Below are 26,734 nucleotides of genomic sequence, written 5' to 3' on the forward strand. Positions count from 1 at the left end.
TTTAAGATTTTAATAGTAATTTTTTTCTTAAATTTGAAAAAAATCGTCTTATAAAAGCAGCACCAACTCCTAGAAAAATTGCAAACATAATCGAAAACAATCCATAAAAGAATGGCATATCTTTAGAAAATTCTAAAATAAATAATGAGAAGAAATTTAACTCATTATTTGGAATCTTAACTATCTCTTCTGCAACTTGCTCTGCAAAAAAAGTGTCGTAAGCAATAGCTATACCAACTATTAATAATAAAATTGCAAGTAATGCTTTTAGTCCAGAGCTATCAATTTTTTCACCAAGTTTTTGACCAATTTGAACTCCTACAATTGATCCAACAACTAACATAAAAACAAGTAATAAATCTATAGACCCATAATTAAAAGAATGAAGAAAAGTAACTATAACACTTACAAAAATAGTTACAAAGAGTGAAGTGCCTGGAACTAATTTAGTTGGCATTTTAATAATGTAAATCATTGCTGGTACCAAAATAAAAGCACCACCTATACCCATGATAGCAGCTATAAAACCTACAAGTAAACCAATTATAATAGGAGTAAATGCACTTTCGTATAATTTTGATTTTGGAAATCTCATTCTAAAAGGAAGACCATGTATCCAATAATGAACGTGTAATTTTTTTTTGACTAAAAGATTTCTTTTTGCTTTATCAATCTCACCTAGACTTTCCACTAACATCAAGGTTCCAATAATTGCTAAAATATACATGTATGCTAGAGAAATAACTGTATCTATTTTTCCAATTCCTTTAAAATAAGTAAAAGTATAAATACCAAGTGACGTTCCAATAGCACCACCAATTACAATCATCAAACCTAATTTATAATCTAAAGTATTTTTTAAATAATGTGTTGTTGATCCAGATACTGATGTTGCAAGAATATTATTAGCTTCATTTGCAACCGCATAAGCTGGGGGAACCCCTAAAAAAATTAAAAATGGTGTCATTAAAAATCCACCACCAACACCAAAGAGGCCTGAAAGAACTCCAACTATTGCGCTAAGAATAAGTATTTCAATTGGATTAACAAATACTTGAGCAATTGGTAAAAATACTTCCATAAATATTTTAAATTTTATTAAAAAATAACTTAATTAAAAGTAATAAAAGTTCCAACTAAAATAACACCCCAGTAAGTAGCAAGGCTTAAAAATATGCCAGATTTAATAATAATGACTTTAGAGTTTAATATTTTGTTTAAGATTTTTACGTTGGAAAGTTGCATTACAACCGTCAATACACCCGTAAAGTTATTTGTCAAATAAATATTTGATTTAAAATCAATTTTTATTTTCTAGTAAATGGTAGCACCAAAGACTTTAACTACCCCATCTTCCTCACCCAAAACCAGACGACCAAGAAATTCTCCTGAAATTTCTTTATTAGTTTGTTTGATAAGTATAGTGATATTAACGCCTCTTCTTAGGCAGCCAAAAGGCTCGAATGTTTCTTTTAGGTTTGTGATTATTTTATTGTTAGCCCACTGCTTGCCAAGCTCAACTTCATTCGCACCAAAAAGCATTTGAGTTGAAAAATCTTTTGTAAATCCACCATAATCTTTCAAATTTGATGATTTAACTAAGTTATCCCAAATAGGTTTGGCTAATTCATATACCTCATCATCAGTTTTTGACAAAATATCCATATACTTATTTAAAGAGTTATTATGAAGCTTTTTTCTTCTCGTTCTCATCCACTATGTGGTAGACAGGAACTTTCTCCATACTAAATTTACCAGTATTAGGATCTCTTCTTGAAACTGTTAAACAATGCCAATTGTCATCATCTAGTTTCATGTGATCACCTCTATAATAGTAGCCTGGCCATCTAGTTTCTTCTCTAAACATGGTATGTTCAGTTACACACTGAGAAGTTAAAGCTCTATGTTTAAGCTCCCAAGCTCTCATAAGCTGGTGATAATCTTCTGCTCCAACATTTTCTAAATCTTCTTCTAACCAAGCTAAAAGCTCCAAACCTCTTTTAAGCATATTAGCATTAGTCATATAGTTTGTTGCTATTCCACCAACATATTCGTCCATAATTCTTTGTAGACGTTGTAAACCTTGGATTGGTGAAATATAACTTGGAGAAACTGTTCCTCCAGTAATTTCATTTTGTGCAACAGTATATGTCTCAAGCGGTTTATAGACCTTTTCTTTGAAATCTTCGCACTGTTTATCAGATACTTTCAAACCTTCGGCTTTTTTATCTTCGATATATTTAACAGCTGCTTTTGCAGCCAATCTACCTTCAGTAAAGGATCCTGATGAAAATTTATGGGCACTTCCACCTACTGTGTCACCTGCACCAAACAATCCATCAATTGTAAGCATTCTATTGTAACCCCAGAAATATTCTGGTGGAGACAAATCTTCTGGTCCACTTACCCAAGCTCCAGAACATGTAGCATGAGAACCCATTACGTATGGCTCAGATGTTGTTAATTCTGGATTTGTGTATTTTGGATCGATATTTTGAGATGCCCAAACAACTGCTTGACCAACAGTCATACCTAAAAAGTTTTCCCAACCAACAGTTTCTAAATGAGGATCTTGAAAAGCCTCAGTTGTAATCATGTGAATTGGTCCACCACCAGCCATAGTTTCTTGAATAAAAGCATGGTTTCTTAAACAAGTTGGAGTAGGATGATGATCAATGTATTCACCAACTAGTTCTTTTGTTTGGTCATACCATTTTTTCTCATAGTTTTCACCATTAGCATTTTGGGTGTAAGTTTTTAAATGCAAGAAATATGCACCAACTGGTCCATATCCATCTTTAAATCTACACAACACAATTCTGTTTTCCATTTGTGTCATTTTAGCACCAGCAGCAATAGGTAAGGCATAAGCTGAACCATTACTCCAAGGAGCATACCAAGTTCTACCCATTCCTTCACCAACTGCTCTTGGTTTAAATATGTGAGAAGCACCTCCTGCTGCAACTATTACAGTTTTTGCTCTGAACACATGAAAGTCGCCTGTTCTCATATTAAATCCAACAGCGCCACCTACTCTGTTTTCTTGAGTCTCATCCATAAGTAGATGAGTGATCATAATTCTGTTGTAAATTTTGTCTGCAGATTTTTTTGCAGCTTCTGCAACGATAGGCTTGTAACTTTCACCATGAATCATAATTTGCCACTTACCTTCTCTAAGGTATCTGCCAGTCTCTTCATTTTTCATCATTGGAAGACCCCATTCATCAAACATATGGACTGTTGAGTCTACGTGACGAGCCATATCATAACCTAAATCTTCTCTAACCATTCCCATTAGATCGTTTCTTGCATATCTTACATGGTCTTCAGGTTGGTTTTCACCCCACTGCATTCCCATATAACAGTTAATCGCATAAAGACCTTGGGCAACAGCACCACTTCTATCAATATTAGCTTTTTCAACACAAATAATTTTCATGTCTCTTCCCCAATGTCTAGCTTCAAAAGTAGCACCAGTTCCAGCCATACCACCACCAACAACTAGTACATCGCAATCTTCGTAATGTGTTTTATGTTTAGCCATTAGTAGTAAACTCCTTTTTTAAATGAATCTTTTGGAACAGCTGGTAATTCCCCATCAATGTTAAGACCTTGCGGTTCTGTATATAATCTTTGAGAGTTAATTTCACCTTGGCTTGGTTTATCACCATCTGCAAGTTTTGGAATAAATTTTCCCCATGGTTTTGTTGTAATTGGAGAAACAAAATCTTTTTCTGTTCCATTTCTAAATTTAATTTTCCAAGAGATTGTTCCCTTTTCTTCTTCTCTTCTTACTCTAACACTGTGTCCCATTGGAGCAAAATCAGCATAACCTCTAACATCAATAGCGTGATTTGGGCAAGCCTTTACACAAGAATAACATTCCCAACAAAAATTAGGTTCAATGTTTTTTGCACGTCTAATATTTTCATCAATGTGCATTATATCAGATGGACAAATATCTACGCAATGACCACAGCCATCACATCTCGTCATGTATACAAATGTTGACATATTATTTTCTCTCCTTATTTAAATTTCTCATAATTAATAATGTTTAGGTTGTTCTCTTTTAATACCTAAACCAAACTGTTCAGGCGCATCTGCTGGTGGTGGTAAATTATCTCTAGACCCATCAGCTTCAGCTAGATTTTTTTGAATTGCAGCACCAGGCTTATAAAACATGTGTGCAAATTTTGACCAGTAAACTCCACCAAATAAAACTAAATTTGAAACAACAAATAAAGCTAAAAACAAGAAAGAAAGTTCTGTCTGACCATTAGATTGAGTATATGACCAAGCCAGTCCAAAAGTCGAGCATGCTAATAATGCTAATACAAATAAATCTGCTTTAATTATTCTATACCAAGGATGAGCTTCTGCCGAAACATCAACTCTTAAGAAAAACCAAAACCAATATCCACCAACACATGTCAAAATAGCACCAACATGCCATAACATTGACCACATAGATGATGATGATTTATCAGCACCTGTATAACAAAATACTAACACTACTGAAGAAACCCAAAAAATAATTGTACCATACATGCCAAGCACGTGGGATAATCTTCTTTTTCCAAATCCAAGTTCAGCTGTAGTTCCAATATCAACAACAGTTGTTTTTGCTATTATAGATACCTTTTCACCTGCACCTATTTCTCTAGTTGCCTGAAGCTTAGCTTTTTTTGCATTATTTAAAAAATACGTCAAATTTTTATGATGTATCATTTGAATTATTGTACCTAGTGCAATTAACGCAATCATTGCAATAATAAAAGTTTGCATAGCAAATGGAGATACTGTCTCTGCTAATATTGAAAATGGATTAGTCTCTAACATTTTACCCTTGTGTTAAATTTTTTAAGAATTTATTAAAGAGTTTTCTAATCTAGATGTTTAGTCAGATCAACCCTAACTATTGGTCAATTTGTCTTTAATAACAACCTATAATTTAAATTTTACGCTTGTAGTGTTGATTTTTTTGGATCACTGATCTCACACCACCTTGGGGATTCTCAACATCATTTTCTCTTCTTGGAATTAAATGAATATGGCAATGCATAATTGATTGGCCTGCTATTGCACCAGCGTTCGTTCCAACATTGAAAGCTTTTACAGTATTGTCTTTACTAAGAATTTCTTCCTTAATCTTTTTAATTAGATCGTTGCATGCGATCAATTCTTCATTAGTTAATTCAAAGTAATCAATTAAATGTCGTTTTGGAATTATCAGACAATGATGATTTGAAACAGGATACGTATCGTAACTTGCATATGCCAAATCATTTTCATGCGCTATACCACTGGCTTTTGAATTACAAAACAAACAAGGGTTATTAGGATCTCTCATACTTTATTTATATTTTGGACAATTATTTATAGCTGAATTGTAATGCTTTAATAGTTGATTATAAATTTTGAATTTTTTTCTTTTCCAATTTATTTGATTAATCGTTTTGACTGACGCAATTCCTTTTCCCGAGCCAATTAAAATAATTTCATCAAATTCATTCAAAGAATTTATTAAAATATCTTTTTTTATAATTTTTTTAATTTTTGACTTAAAAAATTTATAAGTAATTCCTTTATAAAATTTATTTATTGGTGAAAAGATCTTTTTATTTTTAACAAAAAGTATATTCGATGTTCCTGTTTCAAAAATTTTTTTATTAAAACACAATCCAATGTCTGATTTAGAATTATCAAGTTTTGATAAATGTTTTAAAATTTCTTTATATTTTAAATTTTTAAATTCTGGCTTTTGGCGTTTTAAATTAACTAATTTTAAATTAAAATTTAACTTAGGTTTAATTCTCTTACGAAAAGAAATTGATAAAGTGTTTTTATTAAGAGCAACTCTTAGTAGATGATTGTATTTGATCTTATTGTCTAAGTTTTCTTCAATTACTTTTAAAATATCAGATCTTATAGATGACTTTATAATTGAATAGGCTTTGGTAGATTTAATTAAATTATTAATATGATCTTTAAAAAAAAGAATTCTTGGAGGAGAACCAAAAATCCACATAGTGGTAAATACACCATTATCACCCCAAAGATCTTTAAATTCAATTTCCTTAAGATCTTTAAGCTGATAAGATTTTTTTAATAAGTAGTTTACCATTTAAAGTTAAAAAAGACTCTGGGTGAAATTGAAATCCATATATTTTATCAATGTTATTTTCAAATGACATTGCGGCTCCTGAAATAACACATCTCATCGTTATGTCAAAATTTTCAGCCTTGAAAGGTTCTTTTAATTTTAAAGAATGATATCGACCAACCTTAAATTTCTGTCCTGTATTAAATAGTTTGCTTGATTTATTCACTAATACTTCTGATTGGAAGCCGTGGTAAATTTTACTTTGCTCAATTATACTGGCTCCTTCACTAAATAATATTTGCTGAAATCCAAGGCAAATTCCTATTATTTTCTTCTTTCCTTTAAGTTTTTTATAAATTTTTGAGGATGCGGGGTAATCTTTTGGTGACCCTGGTCCTGGAGAAAAAACAATTGTAGATGCTTGATTTAATTTAGATTTATTAATTTTGCTGAAATCATCACACTCGACATCATCAAATAATGAAAATTGATGAACCACGTTGTGTGTAAACGAGTCTTTATGATCAATTACATATATCATTTGTATAAATCTATTAGTGCTTTTGCCTTAATAAAATTTTCATTAAATTCATGTTTTGCATTACTGTCAATTACAACACCTGATGCAACTGAGATTTCAGAAATATTTTTATAATTTAAGATAGATCTGATAATAATATTAAATCTCATATCACCATTAAATTTAATAAAACCAAAGCTTCCTGTGTATATATTTCTATTTTCTTTTTCCTGATTATTTAAAAAATTGAGAGTATTCATTTTTGGACAACCAATAACTGAACCACCTGGCATCATAGCCTTGATAATATCAATATTCTTCACATTTTTTGTTAGTTTGCCAGAAATTAAACTTACATAGTGATAAAGGTCTTTATATTCTTCAACAGATTTTTCTTTTTTTAACCTTACACTTCCAGGAACACATATTCTTGAAAGATCATTTCTTTCCATATCAACAATCATATTATGTTCTTTAGTTTCCTTAATATTATTTTTAAAAAAATTTAAAGCTTTTGTTTTATTAATATTCTTAGCTTTTCTTAAAGTTCCAGCTATTGGCTTTGTTGAAACAGATAAGCCATTTTTGGTAATCAAATTTTCAGGTGAACAGCTTATGATTGAGAAATTTTTATCTTTAATCATAAATGCTTCTGGTGCTAAATTAGATTTAGCAAGTCTGCAAAAAAAATCTAAAGGATCAATTTTTGATTTATTTTTATATTTCGTACATATTTTAATCTGGTAAGTGTCACCAGATCTTATTTTTTTTTTGAATTTATTAAAAATTTTAGTGTATGACTTTTGATTAATATTGATCTTAAAGTTTTTATCTATTTTCTTCTCACTATTAGATTTGTAAAATAAATTGTTCTTAAGACTTACTTTGCTCTCTGGCTTATAGAAAATTCCTTTGGGAAAATTAATAGATTTTTGTTTAGGAAGCTTAACACCTATAAGATTATTCAAAATTTCATAACCAAAAAATCCAATAAATAAATCTGTATCTTTTAATTTTTTTTTAGTTTTTAATTTTTTGTTTAAAAATTTATTAATGTTTTTATTACTGAGAACTATCTTTTTTGAAAAATCTGAATAAAGATCAAAACCTTTTTTACTTTTATACAAAATAAAAGGTTTGTTGGAACTATTGATTTCGTTAAGTAAATAATCTTTTTTCAATTTATTAAGTAGTTTGTAATCTTTTAACCTGCTTTTCTATAATTGGTAAATGTATCAAACCTGCAAAAATTGATAATGCGATAGAAATGTACCAAGCATAATCGTAAGAACCATAAAGATCATGAAAAACTCCTCCCAAATAAGCTCCAAAAAAAGAACCTATTTGATGACTTAAAAATACTATACCATACAATAAACCTATATATTTTGTTCCAAATATAAATCCAACTAATCCCATCGTAGGGGGAACTGTTGAAAGCCACAAAAAACCAAATGTAATTCCAAAAAATATTGCCATGAATGTGCTTGGTGGTGAAAAAATAAATATAGCAATCACTAAACCTCTAGTTAGATAAATTACACTTAATATCAATTTTTTACTAAATTTTTGAGCAAGATAACCTGAAGTTAATGTTCCAAAAATATTAAATAATCCAATCATTGATAAAATTGTAACAGTACACCACTCGGGTAACCCTCGATCATTAATGTAGACAGGTATATGTGTTGCAATTAATGAGATATGCCAGCCACATACAAAAAAACCTAAAATTAGATAAATAAAACTTTTGTTATCAAACGCCTCTTTAAGTGCTTCAGTTGCAGTTTGCTTGTCATCAATTTTTCCACCTACTACATCTTTAGGTGTGGTTAGAAGGAACGCTAAAATTAATCCAATAAACACGAAAACTGCAAAAAATAACAAAGTATTTTCCCAACCATATTCAACCAATGAATATCTAGTAAAGATTGGGGAAACAAAAAAACCAAATGAGCCTGAGGCTGTAACAATTCCCATAGCTAAAGTTCTATTAGATTGAGGAAAATGCTTAGCAACAACTGAAACTGGAATGCTAATTGCTGTACCACCAAGAGCAATTCCTATAAAAACTCCAATTGCTGTTACAAAGTATAGACCTGTATTAAATTGAGAATAAAGCATCAAAATACCGAATAAGTAAAATACAAAACCAATTAATACAGCTATATGTCCACCATACTTATCAGTGATTATTCCAAACCAAGGTCCAAATACTCCCCAAAGTAACATTTGAAGTCCAAGAGCAAATCCAAATTGAGATAGTGTTATTCCTAGATCAGTTGAAAAATCAAAATAAAACATTCCAAAAGTTTGTCTTATCCCAAGAGAAATAATTACAATTGAACAGGCTGATAACAAAGTAATTAAAACTGTTTTATTTTTTATAAATTTTTCAGATGACATTTAAAATCTATTTTAAATGTTTAAGAGCTTGTTTAATATCAGCTATAAGATCATTAGGATCTTCAAGTCCGATATGTAATCTAACAAGATGCTCATTTTTTTCTAATTCTAAGTAACTTCTATTTCCTTGTTCTCTTATATTTTGATGCAAAGCTAAACTTTCAAACCCACCCCAACTATAACCATGGCCAAATAGTTTTAAATTATTCACAAATTTAACCACTGATTTTTCACTTTTAGCTTTAACTTTTAGTCCCATCAAACCTGATGCTCCAGAATAATATTTCTTCCACATTCTAAAATTGTAAGAATCTTTTTTATATGGATATAGCAACTTAATATTTTTAAATTTAGATAAAAATTCTGCAACTTTTTTGGCATTCTCTCTATGTCTATCTAATCTAACATCTAAAGTTCTTAACCCTCTTGTTATCAAATAAGCGTCATCAGGTCCTAATCTTAAACCAGTAACTTTTTCTGCAGCTTTAACTTTAGCAAAAACTTTTTTATTGACAGCTAAGCTTCCCCCATCACATCCGAATGACCTGAATAATATTTTGTTGCAGATACAATAGACATATCAAAACCAAGTTTAATAGGTTTTAAAAAATATGGAGTTCCCCATGTATTATCAATTGCAGTTAAAATTTTATGTTTTTTTGCTATAGAAATAATTTTACCAAGATCTTGAAAATCAAATGTGTTGCTTCCTGGATTTTCTACAAAAATTAATTTTGTTTTATTTGTAATAGCTTTTTCTAATGTCTTAAGATCATGAGGATCATAAAATGTAGTTCTAATATTAAATTCTTTTAGAAAATCTTGTGAAAGTAAACGTGTTGGACTGTAAACTGGATCAGCTACAATTATTTCGTCACCTGGTCTAGTAACGCTAAAAATTGCAAGAAAAACTGCCCCAAAACCTGTGGGAGTTAAAAAAGTAAAATAGCTTTCTTCTAGCTTTGATAAAATTTGTTGCAATATATGAGTTGTTGATGTCCCTTGTCTTCCATAATCAAAATGTCCACCTGTAGGGTTTTTTTTTGCTTTATCTTGAGTTTTTCTAATATCCTGCATTGATTTAAAAATAATCGTTGAAGCCCGAACAATTGGCGGATTAACTGACTGATTATGAAAGTCTTTTGCGGTGTGTTTTAGAAATGTTTTAAATGAATTACTCATAATAAAATTTGATATGTTTAGGAGACAATGCTATATCCCGTAAAAAACGTCAATAAAATTAATAAATAGGATTAAATGAGTTACCCAAAGAAACATAGAGGCCGAAGAAAACAAGGCTCTAAAAAGAGAAGAGCTAAGAGAAAAAATAAGAAAAAATAATTCCTTTATCCTTTAATCCAACCACCCCCAAGAACTCTATGGCCAAACTGGTCTTTGCTATAAAATACACATGCTTGTCCTGGTGATATTCCATCCTCAGGGTTTATCAGGTGCACATGGGCAGTATTTTCATTTTTTAGATCTACTTTGGCCTCAAGAAGATTTCCTGTAGATCTTACTTTTACAAATATATTTCGATCAAGATCTTTTTTATCAGTGAGTAAATTCAAATTTTTAAGGGATATGTCTTTTTTTCCAAGATTTTCCTTTGGACCAACTATAATTTCGTTATTATTTGAATTTATCTTTAGAACATAAAGAGGCTCTATATCAGAAACTTTAATTCCTTTTCTTTGTCCAATTGTAAAATTAATAATACCATCATGAACACCAATCACTTTTCCATCTAAATTTTTAATATTTCCTTTTTGAAAAGAGTCTGGTTTGAATTTTCTAATTACTGACGCGTAATCACCATTTGGCACAAAGCAGATATCTTGGCTATCAGGTTTATCAGCAACATTTAAATCTAGTTCTTTGGCAATTTCTCTTGTTTTGTCTTTTAACATGCCACCTAAAGGGAATCTTAAATAATCTAATTGTTCTCTAGTTGTGTTAAATAAAAAATAACTTTGATCTCTATTTTCATCAATTGCTCTATACATATTGTTTAAATTGTTTGTTGTAATATTTTTTACATAATGGCCTGTTACCAGAGCATCAGCATTGAGTTCCTTTGAAACTTCAAACAAGTCTTTAAACTTTACAGTTTGATTGCATTGAACACATGGTATTGGTGTTTCTCCATTTAAATAACTCTCAACAAAATTATCTATTACACCTTGTTTAAATTTATCTTGATAATATAAAATTTTATGTTCAATGCCCAATTTATGAGCGACACGCTTTGCATCCATTATATCTTGACCTGAACAACATTGTTTTGATGCTGCTACTTCTTTACCATCATCATAAAGTTTAAGTGTAATACCTATAACTTTATAGCCTTCATTTTTCATAATACCGGCAACTGTTGAAGAGTCCACTCCACCAGACATTGCCACTACTACTGTGGTATCCTTGGGGTTTTTTCGAATTCCAATAGAATTTAATTCTTTATTCATAAGGTGGTATTTATACTGATTTGCAATATAAGTTAAATTAAATGATTTTAGATTACGAGCCAGGTGACAAAGTTACTAATCCGAACAATAAAGACTGGGGTATTGGACAGGTTCAATCCATTATCAATGATAAAGTAACAGTAAATTTTGAAAATGCTGGAAAAAAAGTAATCCATGCAAAAAATGTAGAATTAAAAAGAATTAAGTAAATTTGAAATGGATATAAAAATAATAGTAGAAAGATTAATTGATCCTTTTTTAAAGGCTGGAGACTTATCAATTTCTCTTAGAGAAAAAGGATTAAAAAAAGAAATTAAATCCGACAACACACCTGTAAGTAACGGTGATCTTGAAGTTAATAAATTTATAACAAAAAAAATATCTGAAATCACACCAGATATACCGATTGTATCAGAAGAAACATCTGACAATAAAGATAATACTGAATTGAAAGATTTTTGGTTGGTTGATCCTATAGATGGAACATATGATTACATTAATGGCTTAGAAGAGTTCACAATAAATGCTGGTTTAATTATAGATAATAAACCTGTGGCAGGATTAATTTATGCACCTGCAAAAAAAAGAATGTTCTATTCTTACGGACCTGGAAATGCTTTTGAACTAACTGATGGAAAAACTATAAATCTAAGCAGCAAAATTAGTAAAAATAAAAGACCTATTAAATTTATTTCTTACTCAAACAAAATTAAACCTGAAATTCAAAAAATCTATCAAGATATTGGGGTAGTTGAAAATGTGAGAATGAAAAGTTCACTTAAGTTTTGTGTGGTTGCAGCTGATGAATATGATGGTTATGTAGCAGAACCAAGGGCATATGAATGGGATATAGCAGCAGGTCATGCAATCTTAATACATTCGGGTGGTACAGTTACTGATTTTAATGGTAGTGAAATACTTTATGGAAAAAAAGATTTAAAAAATCCTAGCTTAATTTTAAAAAGCAAAAATATATTATAATGGATGAACAATTAAGAATTATATTGATTATAATAGTTTCAGTTTCAATTTTTGGTTTGTTAGTTTTTGTGTTTGTTAAAAACTATGTAAGAAATAAAATTAACAATCTAATTGAAGATGAAAAAGATAGAGAATCAAAGTAAATTAATTATTTTAAGATACTCATCTTTTTCTATATCCATAACTTTTCTTGAAGTCTCAAAATCAAATCCATTCCTTGCAAGTAAAGAAATATCTTTTTTATAAAACAAAGGTCTATTATCTTCAGCTCTAGCAGGTCCTATTCTTTTTTTCTTACAGATTTTTATAGCTGAAAAAAAATCTTGATCAGAATTATCTTCTTTAATTTTATCAACTGTATCTTTAATGAATTCATCATGTATTCCTTTTCCAATTAAATAATTTCTTATTTTATTGATAGAGTTACCTCTTTGAATCATGCTTTTTGCTTTGCTTTCAGAGTAAAACTGATCGTTAATAAATTTATTCTTCTCAAGGTCAGATAAAACGATATCAATTAATTTATTAACATCCTTTTTTCTAACATCAGATGATGAGAGTTTCATATATTTTTTCAATAAATAGGTTTTAAGCTGTTGTTTTGAAGGGGCATATTTTTCAACATATGCAAATGAGAAATTTCTCATCTCTTCAACGGTTACTTGGAGTGTTTTTTTTCTATTTCTTATAGGAATCATGCTTAGATTTTATATAATATATTTAAATGATCGAACAAATTTATACTTATTTTACTATTGAAACGCTTTATATGTGGGTCAATTTAGGTGTATTGCCATTCTGGTTCATATTAATATTTTTTCCTAAATCACATCTATGTAGATATTTCGTAGCATCAATTTTTCCAATTTTTATTTTAAGTGGGGCTTATATTTTTGCTTTATATAAATCATATCAACTTAATTATGATTTTATTGGTAATTTTACTCTTTACCTTGGATTAGATGAACTATCCAGGTTGTTTGAGGATCATTTATATTTAATGATCTTCTGGACACACTTTGTTGCAATAAATTTATTCTTAGGTGGTTGGATTGTAAAAGATGCTCAAAAATTTAATATTAACAAAATCTTATTAGCCGTTCCTATAATCATTACTTATCTAATTGGACCAATTGGATTGTTCATTTATTGGATTATTAGAATTTTCTATGCAAAAAGAATGAATTTATATGAGTAGTCATATAGATTTTTATTTTGATATAATCAGCCCTTACGCATACATCGCACATAAAAAAATCCAAAAAATTAAAGATATTAAATTTATCTATAAACCCATCTTGCTTGGAGGTCTTCATAATCTAGCTGAAATAACTGCACCCGCGTTTAATAAATACAAAATGAAAAATATGCAAAACGATTGTGAATTAGTGTCAAAAAAAAATCAAATAGATTTCACATGGAATTTAAAGTTTCCAATTAATTCTCTTAATGTAATGAGGGGCTATTTATATGTAGATAAAGATAAACAAGAAAATTATATAAATACTTTTTTTAAAGCATATTGGGATGACAATTTAGACTTGTCTAATGAAGGGGAGTTTTCAAAATTGCTAAAAAAATTAGAAATTAATCAAGAACAATTTGCTGATGGGATCAAAAATCAGACTATTAAAGATGAATTAAAAAAATTTACTAATGATGCTTTTAAAAAGGAAGTATTTGGTGCTCCTACTTTTATTGTAAATAATAAAATTTTTTGGGGACAAGACAGACTTGAATATGCCATTGATGAACTAAATAGTTATTAAACTATTTTAAATTTGCTTTGCTTGATGGCACCAAAGCCACCATCAATATGTGATACTTTTTCAAATCCCATTTCTTTTAAAGATTTTGCAGCTAAAGCAGACCTCATACCTCCGGCACAAAATAAAACCATCTCTTTATTCTGATCTAATTTACCTTCTTTAAAATAAGGGCTGTTTGGATCTAACCAAAATTCCAACATACCTCGAGGGATATGATGTGAGCTTTCAACTCTTCCCTCTTTTTCAAGTTCACGAATATCTCTAATATCAATTAAATTACAATTGTTACTTTCAACAATTTGAAACGCTTCATTTGTACTAATTGTTTTGATCTCTTTTAATGCCTCTGCAACTAATTGACTTGAAGATTTTATATTCATAATATTAATATATAATAATCTTATCAAAAAATATATAGTAGTGCTTCCAAATAATCTTAAACCCTTTAAATCAAATAAACAGAACTTGTTAAGAGTTGGTCCCAGAAAAGACGGAGGCTATATAATTGACCAAAGAGTAATCAAAAAATCTAGAACTGTTATTACTTGCGGGTTAAATGATGATTGGGAATTCGAAAAACATTATTTAAAATTAAACTCAAAAAGCAAAGTTATTGCTTATGACCATACAGTAAATAAAAAATTTTGGAAAATGAGATTTAAAAAAGATTTTTTAGCGCTCATTATACTTAAAAAAATTTCTATAAATAAAATTTTAGATGTTTTTAAATATATTAATTACAAATTTTTTTTCAAAAATAAAAATACCCATATATCTAAAAAAGTAGTTTTAAAAAAGAAAAACAAAAATGAGATATCCTTAAAAGAGATTTTAGATAAAGAAACAAATGTTATTCTCAAAATTGATATTGAAGGAGATGAGTATAAAATATTGAACACTATCAATAAAGAGCAAAAGAAAATTAATCTTTTGATAATGGAATTTCACAATATTTCAAAAAATATAAGTAAGATAAAAAAATTTTTATTTAATTCAAAATTTAAAATTATACATTTACATGGAAATAATTATGGAGGTGTTGATAAATTCAATAACCCAAATGTAATTGAAGTAACTTTATTAAATTCAAAAAAATTTTCTGTTAAAAGGCAAAAATCTACTCAAAAATATCCTATTATGGGGTTGGATTTTAAAAATTTAAAAAGAAGAGAGGATATAAAGATAAGGTTTAATGACTAAAAAAATTTGTATTGTTTATACCCATCATAAACTTGGTGACTTGATATGGCAACTTCCATACATTAAAGCAATTAGTGATCATCATGATCAAAAGGTAGATTTAATTGTAAGAAAAAAAACGCAAACTAAAAATATTTTTAAAGATATCGCCCACATTAATTTGATAAATTATAATGATTTTAGAAAAGGTGTTTATTATTGGATAGATGTATTTAAACTTATAAGTATTTTTTTTACTAATAAGTACACACATGTCTACATTTTAGACAAAGTTAACAAACCAGCAATAGCAGCAAGATTAAGTGGTGTAAAAAATATAATAGGACCTGGTATTGGTAATCAAAAAAAATGGCTTACTGTTAATAAATTTTTAACTAATGAAGATTGGAAAATGAGTTATTCGGAACAATCTCAAAAACTTTTATCAATTAACTCTATAAACTTAAACTCAATTTATCCAGAGATTGAAGTTGATCCCAAAAGATATGAAAAAGATCACTCCGATCTAATAATTCAAGGTAAAAAAATTTCTTTTGGTATTGACTCTTTTGAAGATTACAAAATGTGGTATGAAGATTATTTTATTCAATTGGCAGATAAGCTTTATCAAAAAAAAATATTTGATTATATTTATCTAATATGTGGTCCAGACAAATCTTATTTGGCAGACAATATAATAAAAAAATCAAAAAAAAATTATTTTATTAACTGTTCAAAAAAAGATTTGGGTGGAATTATATTAGCTCTAAAAAATTCAAGTTTTTTTGTTGGAAATAATTCTGGTCCATTAAATTTAGCAGCTGCTTTAAAAATTCCATCTTTTGGTTTAATAGCTAATGATCCTGTTGACGAATTAAAATTTAGTAAGATAAATATTATTACACCTGAAAATTATGATAATATTAGATGTAGAGAAAGAAGTGGAATGAAAAAACTAAACGTTGAAAGAGTTTTTACAAAAATATTAGAATATTTAAGATAATGAAAGCTTCAAATTTTACTTTGCCTTCAACTAGTAAAGTTAAATATAATTTAAAAGATTCAATTGGAAAGTTTGTAGTTTTGTATTTCTATCCAAAAGATGACACCCCAGGCTGCACCATTGAGACAAATGATTTTAATAAACTGCTTTCTAAATTCAAAAAATTAGAATGTGAAGTTTATGGTATTTCAAAAGATAGTTTGAAAAGTCACGATAAATTTAGAGATAAATATAAGATAAAATTTAACTTATTGGCTGATGAAGAATTGAAAGTTCTTAAGAAATATAAAGTGTGGGGTAAAAAAAAATTTATGGGGCGAGAGTTTATGGGAATTATAAGAACTACATTTTTAATTGATAAGCACGGCAAAATTATAAAAATCTGGGAGAATGTTAAAGTTAAAGATCACGCAAAAAAAGTTTTAGAAACCTTAAAAGAAATTACAAAAAAATAAAAAAGGCCCCTTATTTCTAAGGGACCTTTAACGTTATAGAGAGAAAAGTTTTTAGTCTCTAATTGCGTAAGCTATTACACCTGTTTCAGTAACGTCAGTTCCTTTTGATTGAGCCTCTTTACTTAAAGTAATGCCAACCAAAGAGTTAAGTGCCGACCAGACAATAAATGAAACAATAAAGACAAATATATTAATTGAAATCACTCCAATTAACTGTGCACTAAACGTAGCATCTGAGTTTGTTAATGGTACGGCTAATGTTCCCCATATACCTGAAAGTAAATGAGCTGGTATTGCTCCAACAACATCATCAAGTTTATAACTAAATAACAATTTTGTTCCAAACACAACAATGACACCACCAACAGCACCAATTAAAATTGCAGTTAAAGGTGATGGAGCTAATGGTTCTGCTGTTATTGCAACTAATCCACCTATTGCACCATTCAACATTTGAACTACGTCAGTTTTACCAAACATTAATCTAGTAACTACTGCCGCTGCTAAGACACCACCACAAGCTGCTAAATTCGTATTAATAAAGATTGTAGAAATTGAAACAGCATCAGCAAATGATCCAAGAGCTAACTGTGATCCTCCATTAAATCCAAACCAACCTAACCAAAGAACAAAAACTCCAATAGTAACTAAAGGTATTGATGAGGCTGCAAAAGGTTTAATTGGTGTTGGCACACCTGCTTTTGTAAATCTACCATATCTTGGTCCAAGTATCATTATACCAGCAAGTGCAGCTGCACCACCAGTTGAGTGAACTAACGTTGATCCAGCAAAGTCAGAAAAACCTATTTCAGCTAACCAGCCTCCACCCCACTGCCAGCCCATTACGATTGGATAAATTACTCCAGCTAAAATAGCTGCAAATAAAAAGAATGGCCATAGCTTTACTCTTTCAGCCATAGCACCTGAACAAATTGAAACTGTTGTTGCACAAAATACCATTTGAAAAAACCAGTCAGAACCATCAGAATAACCCGTTTCTAATGCGCTCGCATCAGACCAAGGTACAAAATTTCCTATATATCCACCCTCTGGAATAGCATATGCCAAGTTGTAACCAACAAGCCAAAACATAATTCCTGATATTGCATAAAGACCAATGTTTTTTGCACAAATTACAGAAACACTTTTTGAAGTTACCATGCCAGACTCCAGCATTGCAAAACCTGCTGCCATGAACATGACAAGGAAACCGCAAATTAAAAATAATAGAGTATTAAAGATAAACCCTACTTCTGCTGATACTGTTGTTTCAGCATTTCCTACACTGATTAAACTCATTAACATTAGTAATGAGAGCAATGGTGTTGATATTAGTTTAATAATTTTTGTCATAAGACCTCCCGTTATAGGAAAACTTATAGATTGATGAATTTTAAAAACTAACGCTGATTAGGAAAATTTGGTATGCAGTTTTTGCATATAGTAACAGCCCTAAACGTGTTTTGAAAACGTCAGGGCTGTTAAAAAAAATAATTATTTATTGAATACTTCTTTTAAAGCTTTTGCTGGTAAGAATTTTACTTTTTGAGAAGCAGCGATTTGAATTTGCTCACCTGTTCTCGGGTTTCTTCCAACTCTAGCTTTTCTCTTAGCTACTTTATAAGTACCAAATCCAGCTATTTTCACTGAATCATCACCTTTTAGTGCATCTAAAATAGTGTTGGTAATTGTATCAAATGTTCTTTCAGCATCTGCTTTGCTCAAGTTTAATGAGCCAGAAAGCTGTGCCATTAGTTGTTTTTTGTTCATTTTAGCTCCGGTTGTGTTGGTTAATATTCATATTTCTTATAAACATTGATAAATCAAGCTTTTTTTTAGTGTCTCAAATTTTGTAGGATACAATATATTGTAATTTATTAAATAAGTATTGATTTTACTTACTTTTTTAATGTTAATAAACCTATATTTAACTGAACAAACCCAGGTCTTTTAGATCATTAAACGTTGTAAAAAACATCAATGATAGCAACAAAAACATCCCGATTCGAAAAAAACCTTCTTGTACTTTTTGAGATAAAGGGCGTCCTAAAACTTTCTCAAATGCATAAAACATTAGGTGTCCACCATCTAACATTGGTATAGGAAATAAGTTGATTAAACCAAGGCTTATTGAAATGTAGGCCATTATAGAAATAAAAGGTAAAATACCAATTTCTGCGACTTGGCCAGTTATTTTAGCAATTCTAATAGGGCCTCCTAATTGGGAACTATCACCCGATCCTCTTAACATCGTGCCAATATATTTAAGAGAAGAAGCACTAACGAAATACACTTCTTTAACCGAATGAATTAATGCTTGGGCTGGTCCTAATTTAACATGGTTAATTTCATTATTGTAAGCACCAAGTTTAATACCAACCATCCTTTTATTAATTTTATTACCCAGATTATCATCACTTAAAACTATGTTTGGTTTAATCTTAAGTAAGTACTCTTGATTAGATCTTTCAACTTTAAAATCAATAACATCTCCTGTTGAAGTGGTAATAAACTTTGATACATCCATAATACTTTCAACTTTATTGCCATCAATTTCTAAAATAATATCATTATTTTTAAGTCCACCAATCATTGCAGGACTATCTTTTTGGACTTCATTAATAACAGCTGGTGTAAAATCTTTTCCAACAAAAGTATAAATTGAAAAAAAGATTGCAATTGCTAATAAAAAATTAGCAAGTGGGCCGCCAAATACAATTAAAGCTCGTTGATATAATGGTTTTATTACAAAAAGTTTTTCCTGATCTTCTTTGTTATATTGTTTTAAAATTTTTTCATGATCAGCTTGCGAAAAAACATTTCGATCTCCAAAAAATTTAACGTATCCTCCTAGTGGAATCCAGCAAATCTTCCATCGGGTGCCTGATTTATCATTCCAACCAAATATTTCTTTACCAAATCCAATAGAAAAATCTGTAACACCTACCCCATATTTTCTTGCAAAATAATAATGACCATACTCGTGGATAAATACCACAACCAAAATCAAGACAATAAATGGAATAATATAAGTAAGCATAATTTTTATTTCAATGAACCTTCTAAAACATATTTCAATATTCTAACTACTTGCAGTTGATCTGAGGCAACAGCTGAGGCTGCAGCATCTATTTCTTTTAAAGCATGTTGATGATCTTCATTTTGTATAACAATAATTGATTTATTTAATGCAGATGCATATCCCGCATCAAAAGCTGCATTCCATTGCTTGTATTTTTCACCAAATTTAACAACAACCACATCACTGTCTTTAATAGACTTTTTAGTTCTAATTGAATTGATATTGGCACCCTTTCTATCTTTCCAAAAATTTTTCTCTTCAGCTCCTAAAATTTCGACACCACAATTGTCGGAAGTTTCATGATCAGTAATAGGAGATGTAAACTCAATACCTAGTTTTTCTTTTTTACAAAGTTCAACAATTTCATTTCGCCAATCACTATGTATTTCACCAGCTAAATAAACTTTTAACATTAAGATCTCCTAATTATTATTATTATACAAAATGATATATCAAATATTAAACTTAACTTTAACTGTATATAACCACACAGTTAATTGTAATTACATTCCTATTCTTTTACTTAATCATTGACAGCATACTATTAATAACTATATAACTAGTTATATAACTATGTTAGATACTGATAGAGCAGCAGAAGGATTTAATGCAGTAGGCTCAAAACATAGGTTAAGTGTTCTTCTAGAATTAGTTAAAATAGGTTCAAAAGGCTTATCAATTGGTGAAATACAAGATCTCCTTAATATACCATTATCAACACTAGCTCACCATCTCGATTATTTAAAAAAAGCAAATTTAATTAAACAAGTAAAAAAAGGTAGATCCATTTTAAACTTTGCTCAAATTAATCATATTCAATCTTTAGCTGATTATCTTTTAAAAGAATGCTGTGTAAATGAAAATAAAAGAAAATAATGAAAGCAGCCTTTTTAAGAAATATTAATAATTTTAACCTTAAAATTAATAATGTTTGGACACTTGTTTTTTTAATCCCCTTATTAATTTTCATATTTGAGTCTAATAATTTTAATTCTATTTTAATTTTTGCCTTAAAGGCTTTAATGGGAACTATTCCTTTTATTTTATTTGCTATTAGCTTGGTTGCATATTTAAAAGCAACTGGTGCCGAAAGTTTAGTTTCAAAAGCATTTAAAGGAAAAGAAGTTAGAACAATTTTTATCGCAACATTAGTTGGTGGTTTTGCTCCATTTTGTTCATGTGAAGTAATACCATTTATAGCAAGTATGCTAGCTTTAGGAGTTCCACTATCTGCTGTGATGGCTTTTTGGTTATCTTCACCTTTAATTGATCCTCCTGCTCTGTTGATCACAGCAAGTGCTCTTGGTTGGGATTATGCAATAGCAAAAACAATTTCAGCACTAACTATTGGTTTAATTGGTGGCTTTGGAATTTATTTTTTAGCAAAACTTGGGATGTTTACGAGCCCATTAAAAGATCAAAATAGATCTAGTAGTGGCTCATGCTGTGATACTAAAGATCCTTTTAATCAAGAGCTTGTCTTAAAATTTTGGAATAATTCAGAAAGAACTAAAATTTTTAGAGATGAATTTATAACGAATGGATTATTTTTATTAAAATGGTTATCGCTTGCTTATTTAATTGAAGCATTAATGGTTCAATTTATGTCTGCTCAAATAATTGGAAGTTTTTTGTCAGGAGATGGATTGTCATCTATTGTTATAGGAGCTTTTGCTGGTGTACCTGCTTACTTAAATTCTTATGCAGCACCAGCTATTGTGTCAGGATTAATTGAACAAGGATTGAGTGCTGGTGGTGCTATGGCTTTTCTAGTTGGTGGAGCAATCAGTTCTATTCCAGCAATGACAGCTGTTTGGTCTCTGGTGAACCGCTCTACATTTATCGCTTACTTAACTTTCGGTTTTGGAGGAGCTATTTTATGTGGAATAGCTTTTCAATTTTATGTTAATTTTTAAACGAAATTAATCTATTTTTTGAATTAATGATGTGCTGTTATTCGTAGGTTTGTTTACATCTTTTGAAACTTCATGAAAAATAAGATCAGGTTTATTACATTCCTTTAAAAATGCTGAACCTTGTAATTCTAAATTCAAATATCGATTAATATCTGTTTGATTAATAATCACAGGTTGACGGTGATGTATTTCAGTGATGTTTTCTTTTGCTTCTTCTGTAATTAAACAAAATTGATCTTCTTCAAAAATTCCTGCAAAAAATATTGGTTTACTATCTTTTCTTGTAAAATAATGAGGTGTTTTCTCATTTTCTTCTCTTTTCCATTCATAAAAACCATCAGCAACTGCAACACATCTATTGTTTTTAATTAGTTTTTTAAATGAAACTTTCTCATCAATAGTCTCTAATCTTGCATTAATTAATGCTTTGAAATCTTTATCTTTAGCCCAACTAGGTATTAAACCCCATTTAAGCGCTTCTAAAGTATTTCCATTTTTATATTTTTTAATAACTGGAAGCTTTTGATATGGGTGTGCGTTATAATTTTCAGTATCTTCTACTTGAATTGCAGATTTAACTAGCTTGCCAGTTTTGGTAACCGGATTTTTTACAACATATCTTCCACACATTTTAATATTTTAGCAAATAGAATGGATTAAGTCGATACGATGGTTTTATGCATATTGGCCCGAAACATAACCAGAAGACCAAGCCCATTGAAAATTATATCCACCTAAATGTCCCGTTACATCAACTACTTCACCAATAAAAAATAAATTCTTATGTTTGTTAGACATCATTGTTTTTGAAGATAATTCTTTAGTATTAACTCCACCTAAAGTTACTTCGGCAGTTTTGTATCCTTCTGATCCTGTTGGATTGATTAGCCAAGAATTTATATTCTCACTTATCTGCTTTAATATTTTGTTTGATAATTCAGAAATATTTCCACTTACTTTATTTTCATTACAAATTATTTGAGCTAATCTTTTTGGCAAAATTTCACTTACAATATTTAAAATATCAAGTTTTGGATTTAATTTTCTTTTTTCCTCTAATAATTGGTAAACATTTAATTTTGGTGAAAGATTAACTTTAATATTATCCCCTTGTTTCCAATATGATGAAATTTGTAATATTGAAGGGCCACTTAAACCTCTATGGGTGAACAACATTCCTTCTTGAAATAAAACTTTGTTAAAAGAGACTATAGCTTCAACAGAAAGTCCCGTTAATTCCTTACACATTTCTAATATCTTTTCATTAAACGTAAGGGGTACTAATGCAGGTATGGTTTCAATTACATCGTGATCAAATTTTTTAGCAATTTCATAACCAAATGAAGTGGCGCCTATTTTTGGAACAGACAATCCACCTGTTGCAATAATTAAAGACTCTGATGAATATTTATCTGTTTCAGTTGATACAAGATACTGATCATTATCATTATCAACATTTTTTATAATAAATTCTTTTAAAATAGTCACGTTTGCTAACTCACATTCTTTAAGTAACATCTCAACAATTTGTTGAGCACTGTGATCACAAAATAATTGTCCTAATTTTTTTTCATGAAATTTAATTTCATACTTATTCATTAAATTGATAAAATCATTTTGAGTATATTGACTTAATGCTGATCTCACATATTTTGGGTTTTGAGAAAGAAACTTATTGGGATTTGTGTTTATATTAGTAAAATTACATCTACCCCCACCTGAAATTCTAATCTTTTCACCAATTTTTTTATAATGATCAACGAGTAAAACTTTACGACCACGTTTTCCAGCTTCAATAGCACTCATCATACCTGCTGCACCTGCACCTATTATGATGACATCAAATTTTTTTGACATAAAAATTATTAATATTAGATAGATTGTTTTTTTATCAATTCTTCTATTTGTTTAATCATTAATTTAGGAGATTTCATTGCAGGATAAATCTCTTCGGCCATTTGATAGCTCTTAATCGCTTTTTCATAGTTTTGTAGTTGAATATTAACCAATCCTTGTCCTGCTAACGCTCCAAAATGTCTTTTCTCTAGCTCGAGTGCTTTGTCTATATCATTTTGAGATTTTTGAAACTCACCTATCATATATAAAACTGTAGCTCTCTTATTCCATGCTTCTGCCCATGATGGGTCAAGCTCTATAGCTTCAGTAAAAACAGAAATGGCCCTGAGTAATTTTTGATCTTGAACTAATCTTGAACCTTCATCAAGCATTGATGTTAATTTTTCATCAGATGGATGAGTGCTCCAGAGAAGCCAAATTTGTTGTTCAATATTAGAAGATTTTGAGGGAATATTTTTTTTTAATTCTAAAAATAACTTATCAAGTTCTCTTTCCTGATCGTCAGCAAATGAAACTGAGCTTAAGAAAAATATTACAATTGTTGTAACAATTTTTTTCATAGATTCTATTCTATGATATCATTTAATTTACTTATTTGACCTATCTTAAATAATACTGCGTCATCTTTATTAAAACCATACTTCTCAGCATTATCTTTAAATCTTGTTAATGGCTCCATTATTGGCTCAAGAGAAAGAACAAAAGTACCCCAATGCATCCCTATTACTTTTTTACTTTTTAAATCTCTTCCAATGCTTAGAGCTTCTTCAGGGTTCGTATGAAAAGTGGATTTGTCTTTAGTTGGCATCATTGGATAAAAATTATATGCACCAATGTTAATAAACGAAATATCTATTGGTCCATATTTATTTCCTAAGTCTTTATAGATATCCCCAATACCAGTATCACAAGCAAACAGTATCTTCTTACCATCATATTCAATTAAAAAGTTACCCCATAAAGATTTATTTGTATCTGTTAGGCTTCTTTTAGACCAGTGAACTGCAGGTAAAAATGTGATTTTTAGTTTTTCATTAACTTTTATTTCTTCATACCAATCCATTTCATTTACATCCCTATAACCATTTCTTGTAAAATATTTTCCAAGTTTTAATGGCAACATAACTTTTGCTTTTTTGTAAGGAAATCTTCTAATAGTCATCATGTCTTGATGATCATAATGATTATGGGTAAGCAAAAACAAATCAATTTTTGGTATTTCTCTAAGATTTAATGCTGGTTCCACAAATCTTTTTGGACCAAATATAAGAGGTCCAGCATTTTTAGAAAAAACAGGATCTGTAATAATTGTAGTATCACCCAGTTTAATTATGAATGTCGCATGACCTATCCAAGCAATATAATCATCATTTTTAAATTTTTCTAAATCAGATAATACCTTTTCTTTACTAACAACGTGTTCCTTTGGAACAGTCATGTCTAATTTTTTTTTTCTTGATTGTAGATTTTAAATGACCATTTGAAATTTTCACTTCTTTTTGGTGATCCTTCTGGATTTCTAAATGTGCCGTCAGGCAAATGATGATACGGTTTTTTTTCCATTGCTATTGATACACAATTAAAGATGAATATTAAAATTAAAAAACTTAAGATTTTGAACATAAAATATTTTTGATTTAATTAAAAAACAATCTTAAACATCGCTTCATTTCTTCTAAGCATTGGAAGTGTAAAGGGACTGTTGTAGGTTGCTCTTATGGGAGGGCTTATAATTGATATATTATTATTTAACAATTCTTTTTCTAAAATATTTTTATGTTTTATAAAATTTTTATCTGTTGATCTTCCAGAATAAATGATGCTTGCATAATAACCACCCTCTATATTAACAACCTTAACGTCATCACCAGTTGGGTCGGGCACGTTATTTTCATCAAATTTTAATGGTAAATAAAATTGCATTGTCATATTTCCATTTTTTTCTACTCGTGTGACTGGTGTGGTCATTTTTATTTCTTCATTAGTTTTATTATTACCTGAAATATAATTAAATAATTTTCTAAACCCACTATTTTGATTGTGCTCAACTGTTTCTACAGCCAAACGGTCAGAGTATTTTCTTATTTCAAAGACTTCATTCTTCTTAATAATTTCATAATTTGATTCTTCGTATGCCATAATATTAGAATAAGACAAAATATTAAAAAAACAAAATAATAGAGCAAAGAGTTTTAAATTTTTCATAAATTTAGATAACTTTATATTCAAAATTTTGTGTTGTTTTATTGACTTGTAAAAGTTTTGCACCATTTCTTGAATGAAACTTTGTCGCCATTTCAGTAAGTGGAGACAAAGTAACTAATCTGTTTAGGTGATTGGATTTCTTAATTTTCTTAAATACCTCTTTAACTATAAGCTTGCCACCGCCTTTTTTTTTAGACCAAACAGTATAAGCAATTGCGATTTGTCCAATATTTTGATCTCTCATAGCGCTTTGTAAAAAAGCATCTGTGCTTAATTTTTCAAGTTCTTCGACACTTGTTGGTATTTTATTTGTGTAAGCAAAACACATAACTGCATGTATTTCTCCTTTATACTTAACACCATAAATTTTTCGACCATAACCAGTTCTAAAATCATTATCTAGCTCAGGCCTTACTGGGTCTTCAGTTGTATTGCATTCTTTTAATTCAACTAACTCAGCACCTTTTACCCATTCAAACAAATTCTTAACATTTTTATTTAAAATTTGTTTGTTCTTTCTAATTCGAGCTTTAATACGTGGTCTAAATTTATCTTTAAGAGTTAGGATCATTGTTTAAATTTTACCAAAAAATTTAGATTAAATATATGTGGCTAATTAAAATCTTTAATTGAAATAAGTAATTTTTCACCCAATGGACTTATTAGTGGTTGAAAGACAAGCCTTTTTTCTGTCTTTTTTCTTCAGAATAATGGATTAACAAATATGTATTTAACTTCTTCACGTTCGTTAAATCGAACAAAACCTATTGTAGTATTTTGATTTTTAAGA

Annotated in this window: 36 protein-coding genes; 10 read left to right on the top strand and 26 right to left on the bottom strand. The window is 29.4% G+C overall.

What is annotated here, in order from left to right; genetic code table 11:
* Position 1: 1 nt before the first annotated feature.
* The 13 genes from ACIJYB_RS04530 to mnmA form a co-directional block, all read right to left on the bottom strand.
* Positions 2–1,081, bottom strand: coding sequence for a sulfite exporter TauE/SafE family protein (locus ACIJYB_RS04530; protein WP_435150131.1), 1,080 nt, complete (start codon positions 1,079–1,081; stop codon positions 2–4).
* Positions 1,082–1,314: 233 nt separating this feature from the next.
* Complete coding sequence (locus tag ACIJYB_RS04535; RefSeq protein WP_435150133.1) at positions 1,315–1,665, bottom strand: hypothetical protein; 351 nt, start codon at positions 1,663–1,665, stop codon at positions 1,315–1,317.
* A 19-nt stretch (positions 1,666–1,684) separates the two neighbouring features.
* The gene (gene aprA, locus ACIJYB_RS04540; RefSeq protein WP_435150135.1) at positions 1,685–3,544 is read right to left on the bottom strand and encodes an adenylyl-sulfate reductase subunit alpha; all 1,860 of its coding nucleotides are present in this window, start codon (positions 3,542–3,544) and stop codon (positions 1,685–1,687) included.
* A complete protein-coding gene (aprB, locus tag ACIJYB_RS04545) occupies positions 3,544–4,014 on the bottom strand; it encodes an adenylyl-sulfate reductase subunit beta (RefSeq protein WP_435150137.1) in 471 nt (156 codons plus the stop codon). Before aprB ends, aprA begins: the two co-directional genes overlap by 1 nt.
* A gap of 33 nt (positions 4,015–4,047) precedes the next feature.
* Entirely contained in the window at positions 4,048–4,842 is a 795-nt protein-coding gene (locus tag ACIJYB_RS04550; protein ID WP_435150139.1) for an adenylyl-sulfate reductase, read from the bottom strand.
* Positions 4,843–4,954: 112 nt separating this feature from the next.
* Positions 4,955–5,353 (bottom strand): HIT family protein, encoded by a 399-nt coding sequence (locus ACIJYB_RS04555; RefSeq protein ID WP_435150141.1) that lies wholly within the window; start codon positions 5,351–5,353, stop codon positions 4,955–4,957.
* 3 nt (positions 5,354–5,356) lie between these two features.
* Complete coding sequence (locus ACIJYB_RS04560) at positions 5,357–6,127, bottom strand: aminotransferase class IV (protein WP_435150142.1); 771 nt, start codon at positions 6,125–6,127, stop codon at positions 5,357–5,359.
* Complete coding sequence (locus ACIJYB_RS04565; RefSeq protein WP_435150144.1) at positions 6,090–6,647, bottom strand: aminodeoxychorismate/anthranilate synthase component II; 558 nt, start codon at positions 6,645–6,647, stop codon at positions 6,090–6,092. Before ACIJYB_RS04565 ends, ACIJYB_RS04560 begins: the two co-directional genes overlap by 38 nt.
* A complete protein-coding gene (locus ACIJYB_RS04570; protein WP_435150145.1) occupies positions 6,644–7,807 on the bottom strand; it encodes a chorismate-binding protein in 1,164 nt (387 codons plus the stop codon). Before ACIJYB_RS04570 ends, ACIJYB_RS04565 begins: the two co-directional genes overlap by 4 nt.
* Before the next feature lie 4 nt (positions 7,808–7,811).
* On the bottom strand, positions 7,812–9,032 hold the full coding sequence (locus tag ACIJYB_RS04575) for an MFS transporter (protein WP_435150147.1): 1,221 nt from the start codon (positions 9,030–9,032) through the stop codon (positions 7,812–7,814).
* 7 nt (positions 9,033–9,039) lie between these two features.
* Positions 9,040–9,600 (bottom strand): PLP-dependent transferase, encoded by a 561-nt coding sequence (locus ACIJYB_RS04580; RefSeq protein WP_435152531.1) that lies wholly within the window; start codon positions 9,598–9,600, stop codon positions 9,040–9,042.
* Positions 9,549–10,214: an aminotransferase class I/II-fold pyridoxal phosphate-dependent enzyme gene (locus tag ACIJYB_RS04585; RefSeq protein WP_435150148.1), complete on the bottom strand. Its 666-nt coding sequence runs from the start codon at positions 10,212–10,214 to the stop codon at positions 9,549–9,551. Before ACIJYB_RS04585 ends, ACIJYB_RS04580 begins: the two co-directional genes overlap by 52 nt.
* 164 nt (positions 10,215–10,378) lie before the next feature.
* Positions 10,379–11,497, bottom strand: a complete 1,119-nt coding sequence (mnmA, locus tag ACIJYB_RS04590; RefSeq protein WP_435150150.1) for a tRNA 2-thiouridine(34) synthase MnmA — start codon at positions 11,495–11,497, stop codon at positions 10,379–10,381.
* A gap of 41 nt (positions 11,498–11,538) precedes the next feature.
* On the opposite strand from mnmA, the gene ACIJYB_RS04595 reads away from it, so the two are divergent.
* Genes ACIJYB_RS04595 through ACIJYB_RS04605 form a run of 3 tightly spaced genes read left to right on the top strand, consistent with a single transcriptional unit; the run spans position 11,539 to position 12,621 of the window.
* The gene (locus tag ACIJYB_RS04595; protein WP_023648687.1) at positions 11,539–11,706 is read left to right on the top strand and encodes a DUF3553 domain-containing protein; all 168 of its coding nucleotides are present in this window, start codon (positions 11,539–11,541) and stop codon (positions 11,704–11,706) included.
* A gap of 7 nt (positions 11,707–11,713) precedes the next feature.
* Positions 11,714–12,478, top strand: a complete 765-nt coding sequence (locus ACIJYB_RS04600) for a 3'(2'),5'-bisphosphate nucleotidase CysQ family protein (RefSeq protein ID WP_435150151.1) — start codon at positions 11,714–11,716, stop codon at positions 12,476–12,478.
* Entirely contained in the window at positions 12,478–12,621 is a 144-nt protein-coding gene (locus ACIJYB_RS04605) for a hypothetical protein (protein ID WP_435085037.1), read from the top strand. The genes ACIJYB_RS04600 and ACIJYB_RS04605 overlap by 1 nt, the downstream gene beginning before the upstream one ends.
* Here ACIJYB_RS04605 and ACIJYB_RS04610 read toward each other — a convergent pair.
* The gene (locus tag ACIJYB_RS04610; protein WP_271523794.1) at positions 12,613–13,176 is read right to left on the bottom strand and encodes a RecX family transcriptional regulator; all 564 of its coding nucleotides are present in this window, start codon (positions 13,174–13,176) and stop codon (positions 12,613–12,615) included. The genes ACIJYB_RS04605 and ACIJYB_RS04610 overlap by 9 nt on opposite strands.
* Positions 13,177–13,202: 26 nt before the next feature.
* On the opposite strand from ACIJYB_RS04610, the gene ACIJYB_RS04615 reads away from it, so the two are divergent.
* Both ACIJYB_RS04615 and ACIJYB_RS04620 read left to right on the top strand, forming a co-directional pair.
* A complete protein-coding gene (locus tag ACIJYB_RS04615; RefSeq protein ID WP_435150153.1) occupies positions 13,203–13,676 on the top strand; it encodes an ABA4-like family protein in 474 nt (157 codons plus the stop codon).
* Positions 13,669–14,247 (top strand): 2-hydroxychromene-2-carboxylate isomerase, encoded by a 579-nt coding sequence (locus tag ACIJYB_RS04620; protein WP_435150154.1) that lies wholly within the window; start codon positions 13,669–13,671, stop codon positions 14,245–14,247. Before ACIJYB_RS04615 ends, ACIJYB_RS04620 begins: the two co-directional genes overlap by 8 nt.
* On the opposite strand, the gene ACIJYB_RS04625 is transcribed toward ACIJYB_RS04620, so the two are convergent.
* Positions 14,244–14,627 (bottom strand): rhodanese-like domain-containing protein, encoded by a 384-nt coding sequence (locus tag ACIJYB_RS04625; protein ID WP_435150155.1) that lies wholly within the window; start codon positions 14,625–14,627, stop codon positions 14,244–14,246. The genes ACIJYB_RS04620 and ACIJYB_RS04625 overlap by 4 nt on opposite strands.
* A 40-nt stretch (positions 14,628–14,667) precedes the next feature.
* On the opposite strand from ACIJYB_RS04625, the gene ACIJYB_RS04630 reads away from it, so the two are divergent.
* From ACIJYB_RS04630 to bcp, 3 genes are read left to right on the top strand one after another with little or no spacing between them, the layout of a single operon-like run.
* Positions 14,668–15,447 (top strand): FkbM family methyltransferase, encoded by a 780-nt coding sequence (locus ACIJYB_RS04630; RefSeq protein ID WP_435150157.1) that lies wholly within the window; start codon positions 14,668–14,670, stop codon positions 15,445–15,447.
* On the top strand, positions 15,440–16,429 hold the full coding sequence (locus ACIJYB_RS04635; RefSeq protein ID WP_435150158.1) for a glycosyltransferase family 9 protein: 990 nt from the start codon (positions 15,440–15,442) through the stop codon (positions 16,427–16,429). The genes ACIJYB_RS04630 and ACIJYB_RS04635 overlap by 8 nt, the downstream gene beginning before the upstream one ends.
* Positions 16,417–16,884, top strand: coding sequence for a thioredoxin-dependent thiol peroxidase (gene bcp, locus ACIJYB_RS04640; protein ID WP_435152533.1), 468 nt, complete (start codon positions 16,417–16,419; stop codon positions 16,882–16,884). The genes ACIJYB_RS04635 and bcp overlap by 13 nt, the downstream gene beginning before the upstream one ends.
* A gap of 51 nt (positions 16,885–16,935) precedes the next feature.
* On the opposite strand, the gene ACIJYB_RS04645 is transcribed toward bcp, so the two are convergent.
* The 4 genes from ACIJYB_RS04645 to ACIJYB_RS04660 all read right to left on the bottom strand — a co-directional run bounded on the left by ACIJYB_RS04645 (position 16,936) and on the right by ACIJYB_RS04660 (position 20,379).
* Positions 16,936–18,237 carry an ammonium transporter gene (locus ACIJYB_RS04645; RefSeq protein WP_435150159.1) on the bottom strand — a complete coding sequence of 434 codons (1,302 nt, stop codon included), beginning with the start codon at positions 18,235–18,237 and terminating at the stop codon, positions 16,936–16,938.
* Positions 18,238–18,378: 141 nt separating this feature from the next.
* Positions 18,379–18,654 (bottom strand): HU family DNA-binding protein, encoded by a 276-nt coding sequence (locus ACIJYB_RS04650; protein WP_023648697.1) that lies wholly within the window; start codon positions 18,652–18,654, stop codon positions 18,379–18,381.
* Positions 18,655–18,811: 157 nt separating this feature from the next.
* A complete protein-coding gene (gene rseP, locus ACIJYB_RS04655) occupies positions 18,812–19,924 on the bottom strand; it encodes an RIP metalloprotease RseP (RefSeq protein WP_435150161.1) in 1,113 nt (370 codons plus the stop codon).
* Between the two features lie 5 nt (positions 19,925–19,929).
* Complete coding sequence (locus tag ACIJYB_RS04660) at positions 19,930–20,379, bottom strand: YtoQ family protein (protein WP_435150163.1); 450 nt, start codon at positions 20,377–20,379, stop codon at positions 19,930–19,932.
* A 160-nt stretch (positions 20,380–20,539) separates the two neighbouring features.
* Here ACIJYB_RS04660 and ACIJYB_RS04665 point away from each other — a divergent pair, with 160 nt between their 5' ends.
* Positions 20,540–20,842 carry an ArsR/SmtB family transcription factor gene (locus ACIJYB_RS04665; RefSeq protein WP_435087436.1) on the top strand — a complete coding sequence of 101 codons (303 nt, stop codon included), beginning with the start codon at positions 20,540–20,542 and terminating at the stop codon, positions 20,840–20,842.
* The gene (locus tag ACIJYB_RS04670; RefSeq protein ID WP_435150166.1) at positions 20,842–21,882 is read left to right on the top strand and encodes a permease; all 1,041 of its coding nucleotides are present in this window, start codon (positions 20,842–20,844) and stop codon (positions 21,880–21,882) included. The genes ACIJYB_RS04665 and ACIJYB_RS04670 overlap by 1 nt, the downstream gene beginning before the upstream one ends.
* A gap of 6 nt (positions 21,883–21,888) precedes the next feature.
* Here the strand turns inward: ACIJYB_RS04670 and ACIJYB_RS04675 are convergent, their stop codons facing one another.
* From ACIJYB_RS04675 to ACIJYB_RS04705, 7 genes are all read right to left on the bottom strand, one after another.
* Positions 21,889–22,512, bottom strand: a complete 624-nt coding sequence (locus ACIJYB_RS04675) for an SOS response-associated peptidase (protein WP_435150168.1) — start codon at positions 22,510–22,512, stop codon at positions 21,889–21,891.
* Between the two features lie 45 nt (positions 22,513–22,557).
* Positions 22,558–23,739: an NAD(P)/FAD-dependent oxidoreductase gene (locus tag ACIJYB_RS04680; RefSeq protein WP_435150171.1), complete on the bottom strand. Its 1,182-nt coding sequence runs from the start codon at positions 23,737–23,739 to the stop codon at positions 22,558–22,560.
* A 14-nt stretch (positions 23,740–23,753) separates the two neighbouring features.
* Positions 23,754–24,299: a tetratricopeptide repeat protein gene (locus ACIJYB_RS04685; protein ID WP_435150173.1), complete on the bottom strand. Its 546-nt coding sequence runs from the start codon at positions 24,297–24,299 to the stop codon at positions 23,754–23,756.
* 5 nt (positions 24,300–24,304) lie between these two features.
* Positions 24,305–25,177, bottom strand: a complete 873-nt coding sequence (locus ACIJYB_RS04690) for an MBL fold metallo-hydrolase (RefSeq protein WP_435150175.1) — start codon at positions 25,175–25,177, stop codon at positions 24,305–24,307.
* 2 nt (positions 25,178–25,179) lie between these two features.
* Positions 25,180–25,362 carry a hypothetical protein gene (locus ACIJYB_RS04695; RefSeq protein ID WP_435150176.1) on the bottom strand — a complete coding sequence of 61 codons (183 nt, stop codon included), beginning with the start codon at positions 25,360–25,362 and terminating at the stop codon, positions 25,180–25,182.
* 18 nt (positions 25,363–25,380) lie between these two features.
* Entirely contained in the window at positions 25,381–25,878 is a 498-nt protein-coding gene (locus ACIJYB_RS04700) for an SOUL family heme-binding protein (RefSeq protein WP_435085067.1), read from the bottom strand.
* 70 nt (positions 25,879–25,948) lie between these two features.
* On the bottom strand, positions 25,949–26,515 hold the full coding sequence (locus ACIJYB_RS04705) for a hypothetical protein (RefSeq protein WP_435150177.1): 567 nt from the start codon (positions 26,513–26,515) through the stop codon (positions 25,949–25,951).
* Positions 26,516–26,734 lie beyond the last annotated feature (219 nt).

The sequence above is a fragment of the Candidatus Pelagibacter bacterium nBUS_44 genome (assembly GCF_051200895.1).
Lineage (GTDB): Bacteria > Pseudomonadota > Alphaproteobacteria > Pelagibacterales > Pelagibacteraceae > Pelagibacter.

What these genes read in the sequence shown, in the direction of transcription:
- ACIJYB_RS04530 (WP_435150131.1), bottom strand. Translation starts at nt 1,081, where the DNA reads ATGGAAGTATTTTTACCAATTGCTCAAGTATTTGTTAATCCAATTGAA.
- ACIJYB_RS04535 (WP_435150133.1), bottom strand. Translation starts at nt 1,665, where the DNA reads ATGGATATTTTGTCAAAAACTGATGATGAGGTATATGAATTAGCCAAA.
- aprA (WP_435150135.1), bottom strand. Translation starts at nt 3,544, where the DNA reads ATGGCTAAACATAAAACACATTACGAAGATTGCGATGTACTAGTTGTT.
- aprB (WP_435150137.1), bottom strand. Translation starts at nt 4,014, where the DNA reads ATGTCAACATTTGTATACATGACGAGATGTGATGGCTGTGGTCATTGC.
- ACIJYB_RS04550 (WP_435150139.1), bottom strand. Translation starts at nt 4,842, where the DNA reads ATGTTAGAGACTAATCCATTTTCAATATTAGCAGAGACAGTATCTCCA.
- ACIJYB_RS04555 (WP_435150141.1), bottom strand. Translation starts at nt 5,353, where the DNA reads ATGAGAGATCCTAATAACCCTTGTTTGTTTTGTAATTCAAAAGCCAGT.
- ACIJYB_RS04560 (WP_435150142.1), bottom strand. Translation starts at nt 6,127, where the DNA reads ATGGTAAACTACTTATTAAAAAAATCTTATCAGCTTAAAGATCTTAAG.
- ACIJYB_RS04565 (WP_435150144.1), bottom strand. Translation starts at nt 6,647, where the DNA reads ATGATATATGTAATTGATCATAAAGACTCGTTTACACACAACGTGGTT.
- ACIJYB_RS04575 (WP_435150147.1), bottom strand. Translation starts at nt 9,032, where the DNA reads ATGTCATCTGAAAAATTTATAAAAAATAAAACAGTTTTAATTACTTTG.
- ACIJYB_RS04585 (WP_435150148.1), bottom strand. Translation starts at nt 10,214, where the DNA reads ATGAGTAATTCATTTAAAACATTTCTAAAACACACCGCAAAAGACTTT.
- mnmA (WP_435150150.1), bottom strand. Translation starts at nt 11,497, where the DNA reads ATGAATAAAGAATTAAATTCTATTGGAATTCGAAAAAACCCCAAGGAT.
- ACIJYB_RS04595 (WP_023648687.1), top strand. Translation starts at nt 11,539, where the DNA reads ATGATTTTAGATTACGAGCCAGGTGACAAAGTTACTAATCCGAACAAT.
- ACIJYB_RS04600 (WP_435150151.1), top strand. Translation starts at nt 11,714, where the DNA reads ATGGATATAAAAATAATAGTAGAAAGATTAATTGATCCTTTTTTAAAG.
- ACIJYB_RS04605 (WP_435085037.1), top strand. Translation starts at nt 12,478, where the DNA reads ATGGATGAACAATTAAGAATTATATTGATTATAATAGTTTCAGTTTCA.
- ACIJYB_RS04610 (WP_271523794.1), bottom strand. Translation starts at nt 13,176, where the DNA reads ATGATTCCTATAAGAAATAGAAAAAAAACACTCCAAGTAACCGTTGAA.
- ACIJYB_RS04615 (WP_435150153.1), top strand. Translation starts at nt 13,203, where the DNA reads ATGATCGAACAAATTTATACTTATTTTACTATTGAAACGCTTTATATG.
- ACIJYB_RS04620 (WP_435150154.1), top strand. Translation starts at nt 13,669, where the DNA reads ATGAGTAGTCATATAGATTTTTATTTTGATATAATCAGCCCTTACGCA.
- ACIJYB_RS04625 (WP_435150155.1), bottom strand. Translation starts at nt 14,627, where the DNA reads ATGAATATAAAATCTTCAAGTCAATTAGTTGCAGAGGCATTAAAAGAG.
- ACIJYB_RS04635 (WP_435150158.1), top strand. Translation starts at nt 15,440, where the DNA reads ATGACTAAAAAAATTTGTATTGTTTATACCCATCATAAACTTGGTGAC.
- ACIJYB_RS04645 (WP_435150159.1), bottom strand. Translation starts at nt 18,237, where the DNA reads ATGACAAAAATTATTAAACTAATATCAACACCATTGCTCTCATTACTA.
- ACIJYB_RS04650 (WP_023648697.1), bottom strand. Translation starts at nt 18,654, where the DNA reads ATGAACAAAAAACAACTAATGGCACAGCTTTCTGGCTCATTAAACTTG.
- rseP (WP_435150161.1), bottom strand. Translation starts at nt 19,924, where the DNA reads ATGCTTACTTATATTATTCCATTTATTGTCTTGATTTTGGTTGTGGTA.
- ACIJYB_RS04660 (WP_435150163.1), bottom strand. Translation starts at nt 20,379, where the DNA reads ATGTTAAAAGTTTATTTAGCTGGTGAAATACATAGTGATTGGCGAAAT.
- ACIJYB_RS04665 (WP_435087436.1), top strand. Translation starts at nt 20,540, where the DNA reads ATGTTAGATACTGATAGAGCAGCAGAAGGATTTAATGCAGTAGGCTCA.
- ACIJYB_RS04670 (WP_435150166.1), top strand. Translation starts at nt 20,842, where the DNA reads ATGAAAGCAGCCTTTTTAAGAAATATTAATAATTTTAACCTTAAAATT.
- ACIJYB_RS04675 (WP_435150168.1), bottom strand. Translation starts at nt 22,512, where the DNA reads ATGTGTGGAAGATATGTTGTAAAAAATCCGGTTACCAAAACTGGCAAG.
- ACIJYB_RS04680 (WP_435150171.1), bottom strand. Translation starts at nt 23,739, where the DNA reads ATGTCAAAAAAATTTGATGTCATCATAATAGGTGCAGGTGCAGCAGGT.
- ACIJYB_RS04685 (WP_435150173.1), bottom strand. Translation starts at nt 24,299, where the DNA reads ATGAAAAAAATTGTTACAACAATTGTAATATTTTTCTTAAGCTCAGTT.
- ACIJYB_RS04690 (WP_435150175.1), bottom strand. Translation starts at nt 25,177, where the DNA reads ATGACTGTTCCAAAGGAACACGTTGTTAGTAAAGAAAAGGTATTATCT.
- ACIJYB_RS04695 (WP_435150176.1), bottom strand. Translation starts at nt 25,362, where the DNA reads ATGTTCAAAATCTTAAGTTTTTTAATTTTAATATTCATCTTTAATTGT.
- ACIJYB_RS04700 (WP_435085067.1), bottom strand. Translation starts at nt 25,878, where the DNA reads ATGGCATACGAAGAATCAAATTATGAAATTATTAAGAAGAATGAAGTC.
- ACIJYB_RS04705 (WP_435150177.1), bottom strand. Translation starts at nt 26,515, where the DNA reads ATGATCCTAACTCTTAAAGATAAATTTAGACCACGTATTAAAGCTCGA.